The organism is Amycolatopsis sp. NPDC001319 (genome assembly GCF_042896185.1).
Taxonomy (GTDB): Bacteria; Actinomycetota; Actinomycetes; order Mycobacteriales; family Pseudonocardiaceae; genus Amycolatopsis.
Genome location: NZ_JBIAWY010000017.1, coordinates 124,470 through 146,831, shown reverse-complemented (window position 1 = coordinate 146,831; position 22,362 = coordinate 124,470). Strand labels below are relative to the sequence as shown.

17 protein-coding genes are annotated in these 22,362 nt (G+C 71.9%); 5 read left to right on the top strand and 12 right to left on the bottom strand.

From position 1 onward, the window contains the following. Positions 1-28 precede the first annotated feature (28 nt). Both ACFY1H_RS43160 and ACFY1H_RS43155 read right to left on the bottom strand, forming a co-directional pair. Positions 29-1,381, bottom strand: coding sequence for an FAD-dependent oxidoreductase (locus tag ACFY1H_RS43160; RefSeq protein WP_386955946.1), 1,353 nt, complete (start codon positions 1,379-1,381; stop codon positions 29-31). Between the two features lie 142 nt (positions 1,382-1,523). Then, positions 1,524-2,372, bottom strand: a complete 849-nt coding sequence (locus ACFY1H_RS43155; protein WP_366583939.1) for a helix-turn-helix transcriptional regulator — start codon at positions 2,370-2,372, stop codon at positions 1,524-1,526. A gap of 101 nt (positions 2,373-2,473) precedes the next feature. Here ACFY1H_RS43155 and ACFY1H_RS43150 point away from each other — a divergent pair, with 101 nt between their 5' ends. Then, entirely contained in the window at positions 2,474-3,238 is a 765-nt protein-coding gene (locus tag ACFY1H_RS43150; protein WP_386955945.1) for an SDR family oxidoreductase, read from the top strand. On the opposite strand, the gene ACFY1H_RS43145 is transcribed toward ACFY1H_RS43150, so the two are convergent. Then, positions 3,187-4,179: an RNA polymerase subunit sigma-70 gene (locus tag ACFY1H_RS43145; RefSeq protein WP_366583941.1), complete on the bottom strand. Its 993-nt coding sequence runs from the start codon at positions 4,177-4,179 to the stop codon at positions 3,187-3,189. The two genes, ACFY1H_RS43150 and ACFY1H_RS43145, sit on opposite strands and share 52 nt — an antisense overlap. Before the next feature lie 103 nt (positions 4,180-4,282). On the opposite strand from ACFY1H_RS43145, the gene ACFY1H_RS43140 reads away from it, so the two are divergent. Next, positions 4,283-5,188, top strand: coding sequence for an SDR family oxidoreductase (locus ACFY1H_RS43140; protein ID WP_386955944.1), 906 nt, complete (start codon positions 4,283-4,285; stop codon positions 5,186-5,188). 22 nt (positions 5,189-5,210) lie between these two features. Here the strand turns inward: ACFY1H_RS43140 and ACFY1H_RS43135 are convergent, their stop codons facing one another. Further along, positions 5,211-6,671, bottom strand: a complete 1,461-nt coding sequence (locus ACFY1H_RS43135; RefSeq protein ID WP_386955943.1) for an amidohydrolase — start codon at positions 6,669-6,671, stop codon at positions 5,211-5,213. A 788-nt stretch (positions 6,672-7,459) separates the two neighbouring features. On the opposite strand from ACFY1H_RS43135, the gene ACFY1H_RS43130 reads away from it, so the two are divergent. Beyond that, positions 7,460-10,687, top strand: a complete 3,228-nt coding sequence (locus ACFY1H_RS43130; protein WP_386955942.1) for a S8 family serine peptidase — start codon at positions 7,460-7,462, stop codon at positions 10,685-10,687. On the opposite strand, the gene ACFY1H_RS43125 is transcribed toward ACFY1H_RS43130, so the two are convergent. Further along, a complete protein-coding gene (locus tag ACFY1H_RS43125; protein WP_366583945.1) occupies positions 10,684-11,541 on the bottom strand; it encodes an aquaporin in 858 nt (285 codons plus the stop codon). The two genes, ACFY1H_RS43130 and ACFY1H_RS43125, sit on opposite strands and share 4 nt — an antisense overlap. A 56-nt stretch (positions 11,542-11,597) precedes the next feature. Then, positions 11,598-12,764 (bottom strand): ROK family transcriptional regulator, encoded by a 1,167-nt coding sequence (locus tag ACFY1H_RS43120; RefSeq protein ID WP_366583946.1) that lies wholly within the window; start codon positions 12,762-12,764, stop codon positions 11,598-11,600. A gap of 144 nt (positions 12,765-12,908) precedes the next feature. Here ACFY1H_RS43120 and xylA point away from each other — a divergent pair, with 144 nt between their 5' ends. Both xylA and ACFY1H_RS43110 read left to right on the top strand, forming a co-directional pair. Then, entirely contained in the window at positions 12,909-14,057 is a 1,149-nt protein-coding gene (gene xylA / locus ACFY1H_RS43115) for a xylose isomerase (protein ID WP_386955941.1), read from the top strand. A 225-nt stretch (positions 14,058-14,282) separates the two neighbouring features. Beyond that, on the top strand, positions 14,283-14,903 hold the full coding sequence (locus ACFY1H_RS43110) for a hypothetical protein (protein ID WP_386955940.1): 621 nt from the start codon (positions 14,283-14,285) through the stop codon (positions 14,901-14,903). Here ACFY1H_RS43110 and ACFY1H_RS43105 read toward each other — a convergent pair. The 6 genes from ACFY1H_RS43105 to ACFY1H_RS43080 are packed head-to-tail and all read right to left on the bottom strand — an operon-like array spanning position 14,900 to position 21,916. Then, on the bottom strand, positions 14,900-15,904 hold the full coding sequence (locus tag ACFY1H_RS43105) for a sugar phosphate isomerase/epimerase family protein (RefSeq protein WP_366583949.1): 1,005 nt from the start codon (positions 15,902-15,904) through the stop codon (positions 14,900-14,902). The two genes, ACFY1H_RS43110 and ACFY1H_RS43105, sit on opposite strands and share 4 nt — an antisense overlap. Before the next feature lie 16 nt (positions 15,905-15,920). Beyond that, positions 15,921-17,084 carry a Gfo/Idh/MocA family protein gene (locus tag ACFY1H_RS43100; RefSeq protein ID WP_386955939.1) on the bottom strand — a complete coding sequence of 388 codons (1,164 nt, stop codon included), beginning with the start codon at positions 17,082-17,084 and terminating at the stop codon, positions 15,921-15,923. Between the two features lie 11 nt (positions 17,085-17,095). Next, a complete protein-coding gene (locus tag ACFY1H_RS43095; RefSeq protein ID WP_386955938.1) occupies positions 17,096-18,124 on the bottom strand; it encodes a substrate-binding domain-containing protein in 1,029 nt (342 codons plus the stop codon). After that, positions 18,121-19,131 carry an ABC transporter permease gene (locus ACFY1H_RS43090; RefSeq protein ID WP_360585203.1) on the bottom strand — a complete coding sequence of 337 codons (1,011 nt, stop codon included), beginning with the start codon at positions 19,129-19,131 and terminating at the stop codon, positions 18,121-18,123. The genes ACFY1H_RS43095 and ACFY1H_RS43090 overlap by 4 nt, the downstream gene beginning before the upstream one ends. Further along, a complete protein-coding gene (locus ACFY1H_RS43085; RefSeq protein ID WP_366583952.1) occupies positions 19,128-20,636 on the bottom strand; it encodes a sugar ABC transporter ATP-binding protein in 1,509 nt (502 codons plus the stop codon). The genes ACFY1H_RS43090 and ACFY1H_RS43085 overlap by 4 nt, the downstream gene beginning before the upstream one ends. Beyond that, positions 20,633-21,916 (bottom strand): ROK family protein, encoded by a 1,284-nt coding sequence (locus tag ACFY1H_RS43080; RefSeq protein WP_386955937.1) that lies wholly within the window; start codon positions 21,914-21,916, stop codon positions 20,633-20,635. Before ACFY1H_RS43080 ends, ACFY1H_RS43085 begins: the two co-directional genes overlap by 4 nt. Positions 21,917-22,362: the final 446 nt, after the last annotated feature.

The window sequence follows — 22,362 nt, the reverse complement described above, 5'->3', positions numbered from 1 at the left end:
CCTGGCGTCGCGGCGCCCGGACCGGCTCTCACTTCTTTCGGCGGTTGGCCAGAATCGACTTCAGCAACGTCCCCGGCCGAGCCAGCGTCGACGGATGCGCCAGCAGGTAGGCGACCTCGTCGAACCGGCGCGCGATTTCCGGGTCGTGCACCGACGCGGCGACGATCTGCCCGATCGCCCACTTCTGCAGCCGATAGCCACGCGGGTAGGGGCCGTCCACGTGGGGCAGTTCGAGGTCACCGCCCGTGGACAGGCCCCAGGCGGCGTCGACGATCACGCGTTGCAGCGCGAAGAACGCGCTCGCGGGCACAGCGAGGTCCGGCGCCGAGCGCAGGTACTCCGAGAGGCACGAAGCGTGCAACGCGGCGCAGGCCATGCCCTGCCCGTAGATGGGGTTGAAGGACGCGACGGCGTCCCCGGTGGCCACCAAGCGCGCGGGAAAACGGCGGACGCGGTCGAAGTCGCGGCGGCGGCTGTCGGCGTGGCGGTAGGTGGCGATGCCGCCGAGCATCTCGTGGTCGGCGACGGCGCCGAACTCGTCCGGCAACGCGGTGCGGCACAGGTGGACGAAGTCCTCCGGCGTGCTGCCGGGGCGCCGGTCGAGGTAGCCCGACAGCGTGGCGATCCACCGGTCGTCCTCGAGCTGAACGGTGACCGCGGCCGCGATGCCCGACGGGTCGCCCGGCGAGTGCATCGACAAGCCCACGCGCGCCTCGGGCCGCTCGTCGGTGCGGCGCAGCACGGCGGTGGCGTAGTTCAGGTCGATCTTCATCCGCGTCATCGGCGGCTGGTCCCACCCGGCGCCGGTCAGCCAGTCGCCGAGGCGGCTGGAGCGGCCCATCGCGTCGACGACGAAATCGGCGTCCCTGCGCCCGCCCTCGTACTCCACGGCGGTGACCGCGGTGTCCGAGAACTCCAGCCCCGTCACCCGCGCGACGAGCACCCGCACGTTCGGCAGCGCCAGCGTGTGCTCCCGGATCTGCGCCTCCAGGAACGGCCGGCTGCTGGTCAGCATTTCGGTGTCCGAGCCGACGACCTTGCGCACGCCGTCGGAATACGTGTGGCGCAACCGCGCCGGCGCCCGCCGCGCACCGGCGGCCACGGTCTTCTCGGTGAAGCCCGGGAACCACCGTTCGAGCTGGCGCAGCCCGGCCGGCAGCAGCACGTGCGTCTGCGACCCCTGCGGCGCTCCCGGCCGCGCGCCGGGGCCGGGGTCGTCGCGCTCCAGCACCACGACCTCGTCGGCGTGGTCCGCGAGCACCCGCGCCGCGAGCAGCCCCGCGACGCTCCCGCCCAGCACCACGGCGGTCTTCACCACCACCGGTCCCGCCGCCGGCGTGCGGGTATCACTCAGCCGCGCGAAAACCTCAGCGGGCGACATGCTCGTTTCCTCCCCGGAACCGCGGACACAGATCGGCAATCCTGTCAGTCCGGCGCGGACTTCCCGATTCCCGTCAACCAGGACAGTCATCGCCCGAGCCGATCGGGCACGGCGACGTGACCGATCCGCCCCCGCGCAACGATCAGCGAGCCGGTGCCGCGAACTGCTCGTGCCCCAGCACGCCGAGCAGCTGGATCTTCTCCGCGGCCTCCGTCCGCGGCGCCGCCGTCAGCACCAGCAGCGACTGCGACCAGTCCTCCGTGAACAAGGCCTGGCAGTCGACCTCGATCGCACCCAGCTGCGGGTGGATCAACGTCTTGTGGTCCTCGAACCGCCGCGCCACCTCGTGCCGTTCCCACAGCTCGGCGAACTCCGCGCTCTCGTGCTGCAACGCGCGCACCAGCTCGCCGGCCCGGGACTGCGGCCCCATCGAGCCGTACGCGGCGCGCAGGCCCGCGACCTGGGCGCGGCTCTGGCGGGCGCGGTCGTCCTCCGGGTAAATGAGGCGCTCGTCCGGGTCGGTGAACCAGCGGTAGATGCCGCTGCGGGCGAGGCCGGTGTGACGGGAGTGGTCGCCGTAGAGGGCGTCGGCGAAGCGGTTCTGCACGAGGACCTCGCCGAGGTTCGACAGGATCAGCGCGGGCGTGTCGTCGAGCCGGTCGAGGACCCGCAGCAACGCGGGCGCGACGTGGGTGGCGACGGCGACCGCCGAAGGCGCGTTGCGACCGGAGATCTGGAACAGGTAGTCGCGCTCGTCGGCGTCCAGGCGCAGCGCGCGGGCCAGCGACGCGAGCATCTGCTCGCTCGGCTGCGGGCCGCGCTGCTGTTCGAGGCGGGTGTAGTAGTCGGTGGACATGGCGGCCAGCGACGCGACTTCCTCACGCCGCAGCCCGGGCGCGCGGCGACGCGCGCCCACGGGCAGGCCGACGTCCTCGGGTTGCAGCTCCTCCCTGCGTCGGCGCAGGAACTCCGCCAGTGTCGCGCGATCCATGACACTCAGTATCCGGGCCCCGCCGCGCGCGAACCAGGGAGCGGCGATCCCCCGATGAGCGGTCTCTGCACCTCGGCCCGGCGAAACGTCAAAGTCGAGGCATGGACATCAGCGGAAACACCATCTTCATCCCCGGCTCGACCAGCGGCATCGGCCTGGCCCTCGCGCTCGAACTGCGGGCGAAGGACAACACCGTGATCATCGGCGGCCGCCGCACGGAGCTGCTGCGCGACCTCGCCGCCCGGCACCCGGGGCTCGGCACCGTGGAGATCGACACGACCGACCCGGCGAGCATCGACGCCGCCGCGAAGGAGGTGCTGGCGAACCACCCCGACCTCAACGTGCTGGTCACCATGTCCGGCATCATGCGCGTGGAGGACTGGCACCGGCCCGAGACGTTCCTGGCCTCGGCCGAAACCACCGTGGCCACCAACCTGCTCGGCCCGATCCGCCTCATCGCCGCCTTCGTGGAACACCTGCAGACGCGTCCCGACGCGACGATCATGACCGTCTCCTCGGGCCTCGCCTTCACGCCGCTCAAGATCACGCCGAGCTACAACGCGTCGAAGGCCGCCATCCACATGCTCAGCGAGACGCTGCGCCTGCAGCTGGCCGACACGTCGGTGAAGGTCCTGGAGCTCGAACCGCCGTCGGTGCAGACGGACCTGCTCCCCGGCCAGGCCGACAACGACCACGCCCAGCCGCTCGACGAGTTCATCGGCGAGGTCATGACCCTCATCGAGACCCGACCGGACGCCCGCGAGATCCAGGTCGAGCGCGTCAAGTTCCTCCGCTACGGCGAAGCCCGCGGCGACTACGACCAGGTCGTCGCCGCCCTCAACACCGCCGACCCGCACGGGAAGTAGGCCTCGGCGAGCTCGACCGGGAGCCCGAACAAGCCGAACAGCCGCGGCTCGAGGTGCGCCTCGAGCGCGGTGACCCCCTCGCCTGCGACCTCGACGACCAGCACCGCGAAGGCCCGCGAGCCGTGGTAGACCGCGAAGGCGGGCGAACCGTTCGCCTCGATCGGGACGAGCCTCGACGCGCGGCAGGGGCTGTCCTCGCGCAGGAACCACCGCGAGATCTCGGCCCGGCCGGCGAGCCAGAGGCCGTAGGGCGGCATGGCGAGCGTGGCGTCCTCGTGGAGCAGGGCGGTCAGGGCGGGCACGTCGTAGCGTTCGAAGGCCTCGACGAACCGGGCGAGCAGCGCGCGCTGGGTGTCGGTGAGTCCGGCCGCCGGCGCGGGGCGCTCGGCGAGCCGCCCCCGCGCGCGGCGCAACAGCCCGTTCGCGGCGGCCACGGTGATGCCGAGGAACCCGGCTGTCTCGTCCGCGCTGAACTTCAGGACGTCACGCAAGATCAGCGTCGCGCGCTGCGACGCGGAGAGCGTGTGCAGCGCGGCGACGAACGCGAGGCGCACCGATTCGCGCCGCACCACGGTTTCCGCCGGATCGGCACCCGGTGGCAGGAGCCAGCGATCGGGCGCGGGACCGACCCACCTCGCCGGTTCGGCCAGGCCGAGCGGCGAACCCGCGTCGCCGGCCGTGGCGACGTCGACGGGGTGCTCCCGGCGCGGCCGGCGCCGGAGCTGGTCGAGGCAGACGTTCGTGGCGATGCGGAACAGCCACACCCGCGGCGTGGCGGCACCGGTGAAGCCGTCGCGCCCGCGCCAGGCCCGCAGCATCGTCTCCTGCACGGCTTCGTCGGCGTCGACGGCCGACCCGAGCATCCGGTAGCAGTAGCCCAGCAGCTCCGGCCGATGCCGGGTGTCGAGGTCGGTCCAGTCGTCAAGGGTGGTCGGCGTCACAACCCCGGCAACGCGCCGGACCTCCGGGGGATTCCGCGGTCAGTTCGCGGCGAGCGCTTCGTCTACAGGGATCGAGAGGGAAATTCGACGAAGGAGCCACCCCATGATCCTCATCACCGGCGGCACCGGGCTCACCGGTTCGGCTGTCGTGCGCGAGTTCGTCCGGCGAGGTCACCCGGCGCGGGCGCTGGTCCGCAGGCCGCTGCCGGCGTTGCCCGGCATCTCTCCGGTGCACGGCGACCTGCTGGCGCCGGAAACGCTCGGCCCGGCGCTCGACGGCGTCGACACGGCCGTCCTGATCTCCGGCGCGGACGGCCGGATGGCCGAGGCGCAGGCCAACCTGATCGACGCCGCCGTGCGGTCCGGTGTGCGGCGCGTCGTGAAGGTGTCCGGGATGGGCACGGACGCGGAATCGGCCTTCCGGTTCGCGCGGCTGCACGCCCGGATCGAGGAGCACCTGCGCGGGTCCGGCCTCGCCTGGACGATCCTGCGGCCGAGCCAGTTCATGCAGGTCTACCTGCGAGAAGTGCCGGCCATGCTCGCCGACGGCGAGCTCGCCCTGCCCCTCGGCGCGACCCGCCTGGCCCCGATCGACGTCGAGGACATCGCGAAGGTCGTCTACGCCGCGGCGACCTCCGACGGCCACGAATCGGCCCGGTACGAGATGACCGGACCGCAAGCGCTGACCATGGCGGAGGTCTGCGAAATCCTGACCGGCGTCGTGGGACGGCCGATCCGCTACGTCGACCTCGCCCCCGAGGAGCACCACCGCCGCGTCGTGGCGGCGGGGATCCCGGCGGAGTTCGCGGACGACGTCGCCGCGCTCTTCCACCTTCGCCGCGCGGGGAGTCCGGAGTCCACTGTGGACACCGACGTGTTCTCGAAGCTCGGCCTCCGCCCGACGTCCTTCGCCGACTTCGCCGCCCGTGCGGCTGGACTGTTCCGCGGTGAGGTGCAGCCGGATCGGCTGTGGGCCTCGGGCTGGCAGGCGGGTACTGCCGCGCCCTGACGCGCCGAACCGACCCCCGCGCTCACGCCAGGTGCGTCGGCTTCCCCGCCAGGATCGTCGCCGTCAGCGGCATGTCGCGCAGCTGGGCCGGAGACAAGTGCGACGGGTCGGCCGCCGTGATCATCAAGTCCGCCACGTCGCCGACGGCGATTCCGCGGCGGCCGCCCGAAGCCGCGGCCAGGGCGTCCGCCAGCGGGATCGCCTGCTCCGGGTGCCAAGCCGGCCGGTCGTCGTCCGTGCGGCCCACGGCGGCGGCGATCCCGTCCCACGGGTCCAGCGGCGCGACCGGCGCGTCGGAGCCGATTTCGAGGCGGGCGCCGGAATCCAGCAGCGCGCGGTAGGGGTAGGCGCGGTCGGTGCGGCCGTACCAGTGGCGGTCGGCGACGTCGCGGTCGTCGGGCTGGTGGGCGGGCTGCACGCTCGCCACGAGGTCGAGCCCGGCGAACCGCGGCACGTCGTCGGACGACAACAGCTGCGCGTGCTCGATGCGGCCGGGGCAGCCGACGGCGGCGAACGCGTCGAGAGCGATGGTGTTGGCCTTGTCGCCGATGGCGTGGACCGCCGGTACCAGGCCGTTTTCCCACGCCCGCCGCAGCAACGGCTCGAGCTCCGCGGGCGGGAGCTCAAGCAGGCCAGGGGAATCCGACTCCGGATACGGGTCGTGGCAGTAGGCGGTGCGGGTGTTGAGCGAACCGTCGACGAACAGCTTGAACGGCCCCACGGTCAGCAACCTGCCACCGGCCGGCAGCACGTCGCCGGTCCGGTGGCCGCGGGAGATCGCGACGTCCAGCAACGGCCGCGAGATCACACAGGCCACTCGCGTCGCCGGCGCCGCGGCGGCAACGCGGCGGGTCCAGTCGGTGACGGTGTCCGCGTACTCGTAGTCCACGATCCCTGTCACACCACGGGAAGCGGCCGCACCGAGCGCGTCGGCGACCCAGCGGTCTTGCACTTCCAGCGCGGCCGACGGCAGCGCGGCCGTGGCGGTCATGCAGTCGTTTTCCAGCAGCACGCCCGTCGGGTGGTCGCGGCCGATCAGCTTGAGCGCCGCGGGACTGAGCCAGAGCGTGTGCAGATCCGCGCTGAACAACGCCACCGCGCGGCCCGGCAACGCGCGCTGCAGCAGGTCCTTGTGCGGCTTGTCGGGCCAGAGCCCGTCGCGGAACCCGGCGCCGACGACAAGATCCCCCGGCTGGTCCGCCGTCTCCAGCAGCCGCCGCAGCAGCAGCTCCACCGCCTCCGCCGCCGAACGCGCGTCCTCCAGCGGAATGCGCCTTCGGAAGGTGGCCCACTGCACTGCGTGCACGTGAGCGTCGACAAGGCCTGGCAGCAGCGTGCCGCCGTGCCCGTCGAGCACGCGCGCCGCGAAGCCCGACCCGGCGCCCGGCTCCTCGATCGCGGCCACGCGACCGTCGTTCACGCGCACGTCGGCGAGCCCGCCGCCCAGCCCGACCCGCACCCGGCGGAGGAGGAGATCGTCCATCCGTCCAGCCTGCCAGGCCGGTGCGGGGAAAGGGAATCACCGGCACAGCGAGATCACCGTCACCCGGTCACTGCCCGAACGGGTGACGAATGTGCGATGCTGGGAATGTGGGGGTACTCCTCCCTTGTTGGAAAGTACGGCAGCCGTCGCCCGCCGAAGGGTCAGGGCCGGTCAGGGGCGCCGCCTTCACAAGCCGCGCAGGGTTCGACTCCCTCGGTTGCCACGAGCGAGTGGGCGGAGTGTGTCCGCGGAGTGCGCGGGCCTTGCTCGCTCGTTGTGTCTCCGGGGGTGCAACCCCCGGGCCCCGCCCGGAGGGCTTCGCCCCCGGAACCCCCAGAGGTGGTCGCCTTGGTAGGCCGGTCGCGCTTCGGCGGTCCCGGGGCTTCAGCCCCCAGCGGGGTCACCTGGTCAGGCCGCTCACGCTCGGGCGTTCCCGGGGCTTCGGCCCAGCCCCAGCGAAGTCACCTCATCAGGCCGCTCTCACTTCGGTATTTCCGGGGCTTCGCCCCGACCCCAGCGAGGTCACCTGGTCAGGCCGCTCGCGCTTCGGCATTTGCGGGGCTTCGCCCCGACCCCAGCGAAGTCACCTCGTCAGGCCGCTCACGCTTCGGCATTTGCGGGGCTTCGGCTCGGCCCCAGAGGTGGCTGCCTTGGTGGGTTGTCTTGCCCGTCGGGTTCCGGGGGGCCCCAGTGGCGGTGGGGGTTAGGCCGTTCGTCTCACGTCGAATTGCGGCCGATAGGCTGACTGTCTGATTGATGCGGATGGTCCCGACCTGTGTACTGCTCCGATGACACAGCAGAGATCACGCTGGAGACGGCGGGCCGGGATCACCCTCCTCGCCACCGCCCTCGGCGTCGCGCCCGTCGGGGTGCCCGCTGCGCTCGCCGCGCAGCCCCCGTCCTCCCCCGGAAACCCCGCCGCCACCGACGGCAAGACCCTCGATGACCACGACCGCGCGCTCGTCGCCGAGGCCCAGCGGGCCGGCAAGCGCACCGTGACGCTGCTGGTCGCGGCCGAGCGTGGCCGGTCGAGCGCCGCCGTGAACGACCTCAAGGCCCTCGGCGGAGTGGTCGAGTCCACGGACGCGAAGCTCGACTACGTCAAGGTCTCCGTGCCCGTCGCGAACGCCGAGAAGGCCGCGAAGCTCAAGTCGGTGAACGCCGTGGACGTCGACGGCCTCATCCACCGCGACGACCCGAAGCCCGAAGGCGCGGCCAACCCCATCCCGCAGCCGGCTCCGGGCAAGAAAACCCCGCGCGTGAACCCGTACCTGCCCACCGGCGACACCTACGCCGCGCAGTTCGGCCAGACCTTCGGCGGCTGGGACGGCAAGGGCACCACCGTCGCCGTGCTCGACTCCGGCGTCGACCTCGACAGCCCCGCGCTGGCCAAGACCAGCCACGGCGACCGCAAGATCGTCGACTGGTACAACGCCAACGCCACCAACTCCGGCGACGGCACGTGGGTCCAGCAGTCCACCCAGACCTACACCGGCACCTTCAACTCCAGCGGCCGCGACTGGACCGCGCCCGCCACCGGCGGCCCGTACACCTTCGGCCTGTTCAAGGAGACCGCGGGCGACCTCGGCGGCGCCGGCAGCGAGACCGGCGGCGACCTCAACCGCGACGGCGACCGCACCGACTCGTGGGGCGTCCTCCTCGACACCGCCACCAAGCAGGTGCGCGTGGACCTCGACGGAGACGGCGACTTCACCGACGAGAAGCCGATGTCCGACTACGCCAAGAACTTCGACGTCGGCTACTTCGGCACCGACAACCCGGCCACCGACCGCGCCGAGCGCATGGCGTTCGTGGTGCAGACGGACAAGCCGGGCTTCGTCAACATCGGCATCGCGGGCGCCGAGCACGGCACGCACGTGGCCGGCATCGCGACGGGCAACGACCTGTTCGGCGGCAAGATGGACGGGGCTGCGCCGGGTGCGAACGTGATGGCCGTGAAGGTCTGTCTCACCACGGACTCCTGCACCTCCAGCGGCCTGCTCGACGGCGTGGTCTACGCCGCGAGCCACGGCGCCGACGTCATCAACATCTCCATCGGCGGCCTGCCCGCGCTCAACGACGGCAACAACGCGCGCGCGGAGCTCTACAACCGCACCATCGCCGAGTACAACGTGCAGATCTTCATCTCCGCGGGCAACTCCGGCGCGGGCGCGAACTCGGTCGGCGACCCGTCGGTGGCCACGGACGCGATCAGCGTCGGCTCGTACATCACGCGCGAGACGTGGCTGTCGAACTACGGCTCCAAGGTGTCGAAGGCCGAGGCGCTGCACCCGTTCTCCTCGCGCGGCCCGCGCGAGGACGGTGGCTTCAAGCCGGACATCATCGCGCCCGGCGCGGCGATCTCCACCGTGCCGCGGTGGGAGGCGCCGGGTCCGGTCGCGGGCACGTACGAGCTGCCCGCCGGCTACGCGATGCTGCAGGGCACGTCGATGGCCTCGCCGCAGGCGACGGGCGCGGCGGCGCTGCTGGTGAGCGCGTACAAGGCGACACACCACGGCCAGCGGCCGCCGGTCGCGGCGCTGCGTTCGGCGATCAAGTCCACGGCGCGCTTCGTGCCGGGGATCGGCGCTTACGAGCAGGGCGCCGGGCTGTTCAACGTGCCCGCCGCGTGGGTCGCGCTGTCGCTGAACCCGAAGCCGGACACGGTGACCACCGCCGTCGACGTGCACACCGTGCAGGCGAACCTGCTGAAGCCCACCCCGGGCGTCGGCGTCGGCATCCACGACCGCGAGGGCGTGACCGTCGGGAAGTCCTACACGCGCACGTACACGCTCACGCGCACGTCCGGTTCTTCCCGTCCGGTGGTGTATTTCGCACGCTGGGTGGGCAACGACGGAACATTCTCCTCGGGTTCCCTGGTGTCTTTGCCACTGAACAAGCCCGTCTCCTTCCAGGTCAAGGTGAACCCCAAACAGGCCGGCGCGCATTCGGCGTTGCTGTACCTGGACAACCCGCTGACGATCGGCGTCGACGTGCAGACCATGAACACGGTCTTCGCGCCGGCGGAGTTCGCCTCGTCGGGCATCTTCACCGCATCGGGCACGATCGCGCGCAACCAGTCGGTGAGCTACTTCCTGCGCGTGCCGCAGGGTGCGAGCTCGCTGCAGGTGGACCTGACCGGCGGCGGTGACCCGGGCAAGGGCCAGGTGCGCTTCCTGCGCTACGACCCGACCGGCGTTCCGGTCGACAGCAACACCTCCACCAACTGCTACAACCCCGACGCGGGCGCGGGCTGCGTCGGCGGCACGCCGACCAGCCGCACGCTGACCAACCCGCTGCCGGGCGTCTGGGAGATCACGGTGGAGGCGCGGCGGACGTCCGATGTGGACACCGCGCCGTACAAGCTGACGGTTTCCGCGCTGGGCACCGCGATCACGCCCAATCCGGACGACATCGCGTCGGCTCCGCTGGGTGCCGCGGTGAACCGCACGTACACGGTGAAGAACTCGCTCAAGGCTTTCACCGGGCACGTGGTGGGCAGCACCTTCGGCAGCGCGAAGATCACGCGGCCGACGATCGCCCAGGACGCCCAGCAGCAGACGCAGCTGAACGTGCTGCCGGGTTCGTCCTCGCTGACGGTGACGATCGGCAACACCGCCGACACCGCCGCCGACCTGGACCTGTCGGTGTACAACTGCTCCAGCGGTTCGTGCGTCCTCGCCGGCCAGAGCGCCGACGGTGACTCCGAGGAGTCGGTGACGATCCAGAACCCGGCCGCGGGCGGGTGGATCGCGGTCGTCGACGGGTACTCCGTGCCCACCGGGACCACGGCGTTCGACTACCTGGACGTGTTCGTGAACCCGTCGTTCGGCGGCGTCACGGTGACCGACCCGGTCGCCGCGCACGCCTCGGGCACCACGTGGACCGTGCCGGGTGTCGTGACGGCCTCGGCCGCCCCGGGTGCGGGCCGCGTGCTGCGCGGCCGGCTGTCGGTGGTCGACGACGCGGGCGCGACCGTGGGCGGCGGCACCGTGCTGGTGCGCTCGGTGAGCTAGGTGTTCTCCGGGGAGCGCGCCGCCGCGCTCCCCGGAAGCACGCCCTGCGCCGCCTTCTCGCCGCTGCGTCCGCCGCCGCGGCCGCGCAGGATGTACGCGATCCCCACCGCGATGATGCCGCCGGCGATCGGGCCGGCGAGGTAGGCCCACCAGGACGTCCAGTCGCCCCGCACCAGCGCGGGCCCGAGCGAGCGGGCCGGGTTCATCGACGCGCCGCTGACCGGCGCTCCCCACAGCCCGGCCAGCGCGATGTAGCTGCCCACCGCGATCGCCGCCAGCGGCCCCACCTGCTGGGCGCCCGAGGCGCTGCCCAGGATCACGCTCACCAGGCCCGTGGTCAGCACGAGCTCCCACAGCATCGCCGTGACCGTGCTGATCCCGCTGCCGGGCAGCGTCAGCCCGGCGTCGCCCTGCTTGCCGAGCAGCGCCCACAGCAGCAGCGTGGCCAGGGCCGCACCGGCGAACTGCGCCACGAGGTAGGCGGGCACGCGTTTCCAGGGGAAGTCACCGCGCGCCGCGAACGCGAGCGTCACCGCCGGGTTGAGGTGGGCGCCGGAGACCGTGCCCATGAACAGGATGATCGCGGCCACCATCAACGCCGGCGCCACGACCTGCGCCGACGTCGGGATCGCCGAGCCGCCGAACCGGGCGTTGACGACCCCGCCGCCCACGGCGACGAGGACCAGCAGGAAAGTGCCGAACAGCTCCGAGAACAGCCGCCGCCCCTCGTAGCGGTCGTTCCAGAAGTCGAACTCGCCGGCCACGGAGTTCGGCTGGCCCATCGAGCGCAACGCGACTTCGGCGTGGCGCACGCGCGCCTGGTCGGGTGTCCGGGCGGTCGGCTGGGCGGTCATCGATCACCTCGATTCGGCGGGGCTTCGTCGTCATCGTCGGCCCGCCGGTGCCGAAGTCACCTCACCCGTCGGGGATGAGCCGGAGTCAGGAACGGACCGGGGTCGGCCAGCACGTGGTGGATGGTGCGCCCGGCCGCGCCCAGGGTGGCGGCGTCACCGCCCACAGTGGACGGTGCGAGCGTCGGGACGGAGCCGCGCAGGCGGCCCAGACGGGCGGCCAGCACGGTTTCCGCGGCGGGCGCCAGCCAGGGGAAGAGCGGGGCGAAGACGCCGCCGAGCACCACGTGGTCGAGGTCGAGCAGGTTGACGGCCGAGGACAGCGCGAGGCCGAGCGCTTCGCCGGCCGCGGTGGCGGCCTCGGCCGCGGTGGGGTCGCCGGTGCCGAGGTTGCGGAGCAGCTCGGGGACGGTCTTGACGCCCGCGGCCGCGAGCAGGGCTTCTTGTCCCGCATAGGTTTCCAGGCAGCCGGACGCGCCGCAGCGGCAGCGCGGGCCCGCCGGGGACACGACGACGTGGCCGAGTTCGCCGGCGAGCCCGTGGCTGCCGGGGAACAGCGCCGAGTCCACGACCAGGCCCGCGCCGATGCCGATCTCGCCGGAGACGAACAGGAAGTCCGGCGGTCCGGCGCCGAACCAGAGCTCGCCCAGCGCGCCGAGGTTGGCCTCGTTGTCGAGCGTGACGGGCACGGGCAGGTGCAGCATGTCGGCGGCGCGGACGTCGCTCCAGCCGAGGTTGGGGGCGCTGAAAAGCACGCCGTCGCCGACCGGGCCGGACACGGCGAGGACCGCGCCGGCGACAGTGAGGTTCCCGGCTGCGGCGAGGGCTTTTTCGGCGAGGTTCTGCAGCTCCCCCAGCACTTCCTCAGGACGCGAACCGCGGTTGTCGCGCTCGCGGCGCTCGGTGAAGCGCACGGTGCGGGCGAGGTCGAGCAGGCAGACGGCGAGGTAGTCGACGTTGATCTCCAGCCCCAGCGACGCCACGCGCGCGCCGGAGAGCACGACCTCGACGCCGGGGCGGCCGCGTTCGCCCGCGCGGGCCGGGCCGGTCTCGGCGAGGAAACCGGCGTCGAGCAGGTCGCCGACGAGCTTCGACACGGTGGACTTGGTGAGGCCGGTGAGCTCCGCGAGCGCCGCACGGGTGAGCGGGCCGCGCCCGGCGACCTCGCCGAGCACCAGTTCGAGGTTGCGCGCGCGCATCGAATCGTGCCGCACCGCCTGCGTCATCCCCGTGGCCTCCTCCCGGAACTGTACCGAGGCCCCGGTGAAGCGGTGACCCTTGACGGGCGGGCCTCCGGGGCGCATATTTAGTCTACAACGTGAACTAAATACTCACTGGATTGAATCTGCACTGGATTGAAGGGGATCGTCATGACCGACTTCGCGCCCACTCCGGACGACAAGTTCTCGTTCGGCCTGTGGACCGTGGGCTGGCCGGCCGCCGACCCGTTCGGCGTGGCGACGCGGCCGGCGCTGGACCCGGTCGAGAGCGTGCACCGCCTGGCCGAGCTGGGCGCGTACGGCGTGTCCTTCCACGACGACGACCTGCTCGCCACCGAGCCCGACCGCGACACGGCGGTCAAGAAGTTCAAGGCGGCACTGGAGGCCACGGGCCTGAAGGTGCCGATGGCGACCACCAACCTGTTCACGCACCCCGTGTTCAAGGACGGCGGCCTCACCAGCAACGACCGCGACATCCGCCGGTACGCGCTGACGAAGGTGCGCCGCAACCTCGACCTGGCCGCCGAGCTGGGCGCGTCCACGTACGTCCTGTGGGGCGGCCGCGAGGGCGCCGAGTCCGACGCGGCGAAGGACGTGCGCGCCGCGCTGGACCGCTACAAGGAGGGCCTCGACCTCCTGGCCGACTACGCCGTCTCCCAGGGCTACGCCATCCGGTTCGCCCTGGAGCCCAAGCCCAACGAGCCCCGCGGCGACATCCTCCTGCCCACCATCGGGCACGCGCTCGGCCTCATCTCGCAGCTGGAGCGCCCGGAACTGTTCGGCCTCAACCCGGAGGTCGGCCACGAGCAGATGGCCGGCCTGAACTTCGTGCACGGCATCGCGCAGGCGTTGTGGCAGGGCAAGCTCTTCCACATCGACCTCAACGGCCAGCACGGCCCCAAGTACGACCAGGACCTCATCTTCGGCCACGGCGACCTGACGTCGGCGTTCTTCCTGGTCGACCTGCTGGAGACCGGCGGCTACGACGGCCCGCGCCACTTCGACTACAAGCCGCTGCGCACCGAGGACCCCTCCGACGTGTGGGACTCGGCCGCGGCGAACATGCGGATGTACTTGATCCTCAAGGAGAAGGCCGCCGCGTTCCGGGCGGACCCGGAGGTGGCCGCGGCTCTGTCGGCTTCGCGCGTTGACGAGTTGTCAGTGCCGACGGTGGCCCCGGGCGAGACCCTGGACGACCTGGCGGCGGACTCGTTCGACCTGGAGGCCGCGGGCAAGCGGGGGTACCACTTCACCCGGCTGAACCAGCTGGCGCTGGAGCACCTGCTCGGCACCCGGTGACGGTGCCGGGCGCTTCGATTCACTGACTTCGCCGCGATTCGGGGCCGGGCCCGGGCTTTCCAGCTCGGGCCCGGCCCCGAACCGTTTGCGGGGACGGGAACCGCGGGTACGGGCGCAGCCGGGGCCGAGGTCGCCGCGATGAACGGCGTTCGCTGGTCGCGCGAGTGGTCGAACCACTATGTTTTCTTCTCGCCAAGCGGTCCTGCCAGCGAGGGAGTCCCCACCATGACCGAGGGTCCGCAGCCCGAAACCGATGCGCCGGAACCCCGGCCGGACGCGGCTTTCCCGCCGCCGCCACAAGGGCCCGTGTTGCGGTACACGCCGGGTCAGCCGCCCGCGGCCGAGGCCGGGCGGCTGAGCGGCGGGACGCAGCAGGCGTGGTCCACTCCCGCCGCGGTGCCGCAGCCTCCCGCCGGGGTGCCGCAGCCGCCGGCCGCCGGGGTGCCACAGCCGCCGGCCGCCGGGGTGCCGCAGCCGGGGTTCGCGCCGGCGCAGCAGCCCGGCGGGCCCCAGCAGTGGGCCGGGCAGCCCGGACAGCCGAAGCCTGCCGCCGAGGGCAACGCCACCCCCGCCGTGCTCGCCCTGGTGTTGGGCGTGCTCGGGCTGGTGGTGCCGTTCCTGCCGTTGCCGCTGGACGACGTGCGGGCGTGGATCGCGTTTCCGTTCGCCGTGGTCGGGCTGGCACTGGGGATTGCGGGGTGCATGGGGCGGCGGCCGATGAAGGCGCTGGCCGTGATCGGGATCGTGTTCGCGGCGCTCGCCCTCCTGGCGGGCGTGATCATGGTCGGCAACCGGGTGGCCTCCGACGCCCATGCCGCGCCTGTCGCCCAGGTGCTCACCCGCTAGGGCTTCGACGAGAAAGCCGCGTCGAACGCCGCCGTCGGAGGCGTGAAGTTCAACCGCTTCAAGAACTCCAGCGCCTCCGGCGCGCCGGTCAACCGGTCCATGCCGGCGTCTTCCCACTCGACGGAGATGGGGCCGTCGTAGGCGATGGCGTTGAGCATGCGGAAGACGTCTTCCCACGGGACGTGGCCGTGGCCGGTGGACACGAAGTCCCAGCCGCGGCGCGGGTCGGCCCACGGGAGGTGGGAGCCGAGGCGGCCGTTGCGGCCGTTGAGCTGCTTGCGGGCCTCCTTGCAGTCCACGTGGTAGATGCGGTCCTTGAAGTCCCACAGGAAACCCACGGGGTCGAGGTCCTGCCAGACGAAGTGCGACGGGTCGAAATTGAGCCCGAAGGCCGGGCGGTGGCCGATCGCCTCCAGCGTGCGCACGGTCGTCCAGTAGTCGTAGGCGATCTCGCTCGGGTGGACCTCGTGGGCGAAACGGACGCCGGCCTCGTCGAACACGTCCAGGATCGGGTTCCAGCGCGCCGCGAAGTCCTCGTAGCCGCGGTCGATCATCGACTGCGGCACCGGAGGGAACATCGCCACGGTGTGCCAGATGGACGACCCCGTGAAACCGACCACAGTGGACACCCCCAGCAACGCGGCCGCCCGCGCGGTGTCCTTCATCTCCTCCGCCGCCCGCTGCCGCACGCCCTCGGGTGAGCCGTCACCCCAGATGCGGGCGGGCAGGATGGCCTCGTGGCGCTCGTCGATGGGGTGGTCGCACACGGCCTGGCCCACCAGGTGGTTCGAGATCGTCCACACGCGAAGGTCGTACTTGGCGAGGGTGTCCAGTTTGGACTGCACGTACCCGTCGTCGGAAAGCGCTTTGTCGACTTCGAAGTGGTCGCCCCAGCAGGCGATCTCCAGGCCCTCGTAGCCCCAGCCGCTCGCGAGGCGGCAGACCTCCTCGAAGGGCAGGTCGGCCCACTGCCCGGTGAACAGCGTCAGCGGTCGTGCCATCGAAAAAACCTCCTGATCAGACAACGGTCCACACGGAATCGGCGGCGGCGCTGCGTTCCACCGCGTCGAGCACGCGCTGCACCTGCAGCCCGTCGGCGAACGACGGCGCCGGGTCGGTGTCCGAGGCGAGCGCGTCGAGGAAATCGCGCACCTCGTGGGTGAAGGTGTGCTCGTACCCCAGGCCGTGGCCCGGCGGCCACCAGGCGCCGACGTACGGGTGCTCGGGTTCGGTCACGAGGATCCGGCGGAACCCGGCGACCGCCGGGTCGAGGGTGTGGTCGTGGAAGTGCAGCTCGTTCATGGCCTCGAAGTCGAACGCGAGACTGCCCGCGGAACCGTTGAGCTCGATCCGCATCGAGTTCTTGCGCCCGGCCGCGAACCGCGTCGCCTCGAAGCTGCCCAGCGCTCCCGACGCGAAGCGCGCGGTGAACAGCGCGGCGTCGTCCACCGTCACCTCGCCCCGCGCCGCCGCCGAGGACGCCGCCAGCCCCGACGAGGACGCGACCAGCGGCCGCTCGCGCACGAACGTCTCCGTCACCGCGCTCACGCCCGAAATCCGCGACCCGGTCAGGAACTGCGCGAGATCCACGATGTGCGCGCCGATGTCGCCGAGCGCGCCCGACCCCGCCCGCTCCCGCTGCAGCCGCCACACCAGCGGGAACTCGGGGTCGACGATCCAGTCCTGCAGGTACTGCGCGCGCACGTGCCGCAGCTGTCCCAGCCGCCCGTCGGCGACGAGCCGGCGCGCGAACGCCAGCGCCGGCACGCGCCGGTAGTTGAACGCCACCATCGACCGCACCCCGCGCGCGGCCGCCTCCTCGGCGGCCGCGGCCATCGCCGCGGCTTCGGCGACCGTGTTGGCCAGCGGTTTCTCGCACAGCACGTGCTTGCCGGCCGCGAGCGCGGCCAGCGCGATCTCCGCGTGCGTGTCCCCCGGCGTGCAGATGTCGACGAGCCCCACCTCGTCCGACTCCACGAGCCGTTTCCAGTCCGTCTCCACGGAAGCCCAGCCGAGCTTCTCCGCGGCAGCCGACGCCGCCGCGGCGTCCCGGCCGCACAGCACCGCCATCCGCGGCGTGAGCGGCACGTCGAAGGCGTGGTGCACGGTCCGCCACGCCTGGGAGTGGGCCGCGCCCATGAAGGCGTAGCCCACCATCCCGACGCCGATCTGCCCGGCCATCGAAAACCCTTTCACTCGAAGGAAACCGGCAGGTACTTGTCCACGTTCTGCTTGGTCACGACGGCCGAGAACGTGGTCACCGAAGCGGGGATCTCCTGCTCCGCCAGGTCCGACACGCCCTTCGCCTGCCCGAGCAGCCGCGCCAGCCGCACGGCGGACGCGGCCATCGTCGGCGGGTAGAGCACGGTGGCCTTGAGCACCGAGTTGTCGCTCTTGATGGCCTCCATCGCGGCCTTCGACCCGGCGCCGCCGACCATCAGGAAGTCCGACCGCCCGGCCTGGCGCACGGCCTGTAGCGCACCCACGCCCTGGTCGTCGTCGTGGTTCCAGATCGCGTTGAACTGCGGGTGCGCCTGCAGCAGCTCGGCCATGCGCGCCTGCCCGGTCGGCACGGTGAACTCGGCGGCGGCGCGGCCGACCTTGCGGATGCCCGGGTAGTTGGCCAGCGCGTCGTCGAAACCCTGCGTGCGCTGGCGGGTGAGCTCGAGGGTGTCGATGCCGGCGAGCTCGAGCACGGTGCCCTGCCCGTTGAGCTGCCGGCCGATGTAGTTGCCGGCGTTCACCCCCATGCGGTAGTTGTCGCCGCCCACCCACGTGCGGTAGGCCTGCGGCGAGTCGAAGATCCGGTCGAGGTTGATCACGGGGATGCCCGCGTCCATCGCCTTGCGCCCGGCCGGCGTGAGCTGCTTGCCGTCGGCCGGCAGCACCACGAGCACGTCGACCTTGCGGTTGATCAGCGCGTCGATCTGCGCCGACTGCGTGGCCGCGTCGTTCGACCCCTCGGCGACGACGAGCTCCACGTCGGGATGGCGCTGCGCTTCGGCCCGCGCGTTGACGGTGATCGCGTTGAGCCAGCCGTGGTCGGCCTGCGGGCCGGCGAACCCCACCGTGACTCTCTTGCCCGGCGCGTCCTGGGCACCTTGGGGTGCGGTCGCGGCGGCGGGTGGTGGTTCCTCGTTGCTCGTGCACGCGGCGAGCGCGCCCACGCCCGCGAGGGTCGCTCCGGTCAGGAACGCGCGGCGGCGGATGTCGGTACTCATCGGGTGGTCCTCTCACTCGAGTAGAGCGAAGCCCGCCGCTGCACGAGCACGGCGAGCACGATGATCACGCCCTTGGCCAGCTGCTGCACGGCCGTGGGCAGGTTGTTGAGGGTGAACAGCACGCTGATGACCGTGAACACGAGCACCCCGAGCACCGAGCCGACGAGCGTGCCGCGCCCGCCGGAGAGCAGGGTGCCGCCGATGATCACCGCGGCGATGGCGTCGAGCTCGTAGAGGTTGCCGTTGCCCGAGGTGCCGCTGGAGGTGAGGATGATCAGCATCACGCTGGCGATGCCGCAGCACAGTCCGGAAAGGACGTACAGCAGGCAGGTGTGCAGCTTCACGTTGATGCCCGCCAGGCGCGCGGCCTCCAGGTTGCCGCCGATCGCGTAGGTGCGGCGGCCGAAGGTCGTGCGGTTGAGCACGAGCCAGCCGACGATCGCGACGGCCGCGAAGATCAGCACCAGCGGCGGGATGCCGAGCACGTAGCTGTCCTGGTAGCCGAGGTCGACGAGCGCCTGGTTGCTCGACGTCACGGTCTGCGTGCGCCCTTGCGAGAGCTGGATCGCCAGGCCGCGGGCCGACGCGAGCATCGCCAGCGTGCCGATGAACGCGACCAGGCGTCCGTACGCGATGAGCAGCCCGCTGACCAGACCGCAGCCGACCCCCACGGCCACGGCGGTGAACACGATCCCGCCGATGCCGAACTGCTGCGTGGAGCGCGTGGTCGCCCACACCGTCGCGAGCGCGACCACCGCCCCGACGGACAGGTCGATGCCGCCGCCGATGATCACGAACGTCATGCCCACGGTGATCACGCCGATGACCGACGCCTGCGTGAGCACCAGCACCACCGTGCCGGTGGTGAGGAACTGGCCCGGTTCGGTCAGTGCGCCGATCAGTACCAGCACGGCCAGCACCCCGACCAGGCCGAGGTTGCGCGCCTCCCGCAGCCGCACCGAGAACCGGCGCGTGGGCTCCGGTGCCACCGCCTGTTCAGCGTTCATTCCGCACGCTCCTGCTCTTCGAGGATGAGGTCGAGCACGGCCGATTCGTCGAGGTCGCTCGCGCGGGTTTCGGTGAGCACGCGGCCTTCGCGCAGCACCAGCACCCGGTCGGCCAGGCCGAGCACCTCAGGCAGCTCGCTGGACACCAGCACGATCGCGACGCCGGAATCGGCCAGGTCGCGGATCACGCGGTACAGCTCGGCCCGCGCGCCCACGTCGACCCCGCGGGTCGGCTCGTCGAGCAGCAGCACGCGGCAGCCCTTGAGCAGCCAGCGCGCGAGCACGGCCTTCTGCTGGTTGCCGCCCGACAGCTTGCCCGCGGGCCGGCGGATGTCGGGCGGGCGCAGGTCGAGCGCCTCGGTGTGGCGGCGGACGGCGGCGGTCTCGGCGCGGGAGTTGAACCAGCCGAACCGCGCGTAGCGCCGCAGCGAGGCGAGGGAAACGTTGCGGGCCACGGATTCCTGCAGCAGCAGGGCCTGGCTCTTGCGTTCCTCGGGCGCGAGGCCGAGGCCGGCGCGGACGGCGGACGTCACGCCTTTCCGCAGGGGTTTGCCGGCGAGCTTCACGTGGCCGGTGGTCGGTTTCCGTGCCCCGTAGACGGTTTCCAGGACTTCGGAGCGGCCCGACCCGACAAGTCCCGCAAGGCCGACGATCTCGCCTTCCCGCACGGTGAACGACACGTCCTCGAACGAGCCGGCCACGGTCAGGTCCTCGACCTCCAGCAGCACCGGGCGGTCGTCGAACACGTCTTCGGCGGGCCGGGGCGGGAAGAGGTACTCGACGCGGCGGCCGGTCATCAGCGCGACCAGCTCGGTGGTCGGCGTGGTGCGCGCGGGCAGTCCGGTGGCGACGGTGTGGCCGTCTTTGAGGACCGTGACGCGGTCGCCGATCTCGCGGATCTCTTCGAGCCGGTGGGAGATGTAGACGACGGCGACACCGCGTTCGGTGAGTCCGCGGATGACGCGGAAGAGGTTCGCGACCTCGTCGCTGGCGAGGACGGCCGAGGGTTCGTCGAGCACGATCAGGCGCGCGTCGAGCGAGAGCGCGCGGGCGAGGCTCACGATCTGCTTGCCCGCGGCCGAGAGCGAGCCGACCTCGCGTTCCACGCGGATTTCCCGGTGCCCCAGACGGTCCAGGAGTTTTCGCGCCTCGGCCCGCATGGTCGCGCGGCGAACCCAGCCGACGCTGGCCTGCTCGTGGCCGAGGAAGATGTTCTCCGCCACGGAAAGCCCGTCGACGAGGTCGAGTTCCTGGTACAGCGTGGCGATGCCGCACTTGATGGCGGCGGTGGGGTTGGGCAGCTCCACGGGCTCGCCGCCGACGCGGATCTCCCCCGTGTCGGGCCGGTGGGCGCCGGCGAGCACCTTGATCAACGTGGACTTGCCGGCGCCGTTCTGCCCGAGCAGGCAGTGGACTTCGCCCTCGGCCACGCTCAGCTCGACGTCGTCGAGGGCGCGCACGCCGGGAAAACCCTTGCCGATCCCCGTCATTTCGAGAAGCGTCATCCGCTGTCCCTCTCCCCAGCTCCGGCGACGACCCGCGCGGGGTCGTCGAACACGGCTTCCAGCGCCACGTGGGCCCCGCCGCGCGAGGCGGCCGAGAAGCCCAGCCACGACAGCTCCACGCGGCAGCCGCCGATGTCGGGCGCGACCACGCGGGCCTTGAGCTCGGCCATCATCGGGCCGAGCAGATACGGGCCGAGCTGCGCGAAGTAGCCGCCGAGCAGCACCACGCGTGGGTTGAACACGTTCACGAGCACGGCCGCGCCCACCCCGAGCCCGGTGCCCACCTTCGCCAGCGCGTCGAGCGTGCGGCGGTCCTTCAGCTCCGCGCGGCGGCGCAGCATGTCGAGGCGCTGCTCGAGATCCAGCGACGGGTCGTGCACCGGGTCGTTGGGCTCGGCCGCGAGCCGCAGCATCCCGGCGAGGCCCACGATCGTCTCCCAGCAGCCGCGCCGGCCGCAGCCGCAGCGGCGGCCGTTCGGGTCGAGCTGGATGTGGCCGATCTCGCCGGAAAACCCTTCCGCGCCACCGAGAAGCCGGCCCCCGGAGATCACGCCGCCGCCGACGCCGATCTCGCCGGTGAGGTACACCAGGTCCGCGGTGCCGGCGACGCTGCCCATCGCGTGCTCGCCGAGGGCGCCCAGGTTGGCGTCGTTGGCCATGCGGACCGGGAAGCCCAGGCGGCCCAGCCGCTGGGTGAGCCGTTCGGTCAGGCCGGTGACCACGGGGACGTCGGTCCAGTGCAGGTTGGGCGCGAACGCCACCGTGCCGGCTTCCACGTCGACCAGCGCCGGGATCGCCAGCGTCAGCCCGACGGGCGAGACCTTGAGGCGGCGGCATTCCCGCAGCGCTCGCGCGGCCAGCTCGGCTGTCGCGTCGAGGACCTTGGCCGGAGGAAGCGCTTGCACGTCGAACGCCACGCGCTGTTCGAAGAGGACGGTGCCGGTGAGATCCAGGGCCAGCGCGGTGAGGTAGTCGACGTTCACCTCCACGCCGACGCCGCCGACCCCGCGCCCGTCGAGCTCCACGATCGTGCCCGGCCGCCCGACCGACCCCGCGCGGTCCAGCTCGCCCTCCCGCGCCAGCCGGCGCTCGACGAGCTCCGCGACGAGGCTCGACACCGTGGCCTTGTTCAGCCCCGTCTCCGCCGCGATGCCCGCCCGCGACCGCGGCCCGGCGTCACGCAGGTGCCGCAGCACGAGCGCGAGGTTGCTGCGCCGCACCGAGGCCTGGTCCGCCGGCCGCGGCGGGCCGACGGGTCTCAGAGGCAGGGAGGAGTCCACGCTGACACCGCCAAGTTCGTCTGGTGGGGCAACAAATTAAGTCAGCGCGAACGAAGGGGTCAACGATGGAGGGATGGTAACGATCCCGGCAAAAGCCCCTAAATGCCGATGTGACCTGGGGAAACTGTTCTTCTGGGCGGCGCGGGCGATCCTTCGGATGGAGCACGGATTGAGATGACCGACGTCCGAACCACTCACCCGTTCGGCTTCAGCTGCTCGGATGAGCCGGCCGGATCGGCGCTCGGGGCTTGCTGGGCCACCCGGGTGAACCCGGCGGGGTGGCCGCGGGGGAATTCGTTGGAAACGGCAGATAGTCACCTTTCGTCGCGGCAAGTCGAAAGTCCTGCACTTGGCCGGTGTTAATTGGCGCGACTTCCGGCGGTGCCTGTGCCTAGACTTCCGCGCAACGCGCTGACGGAACCGAGTAGCGCGGGGTCCCGCGCCCA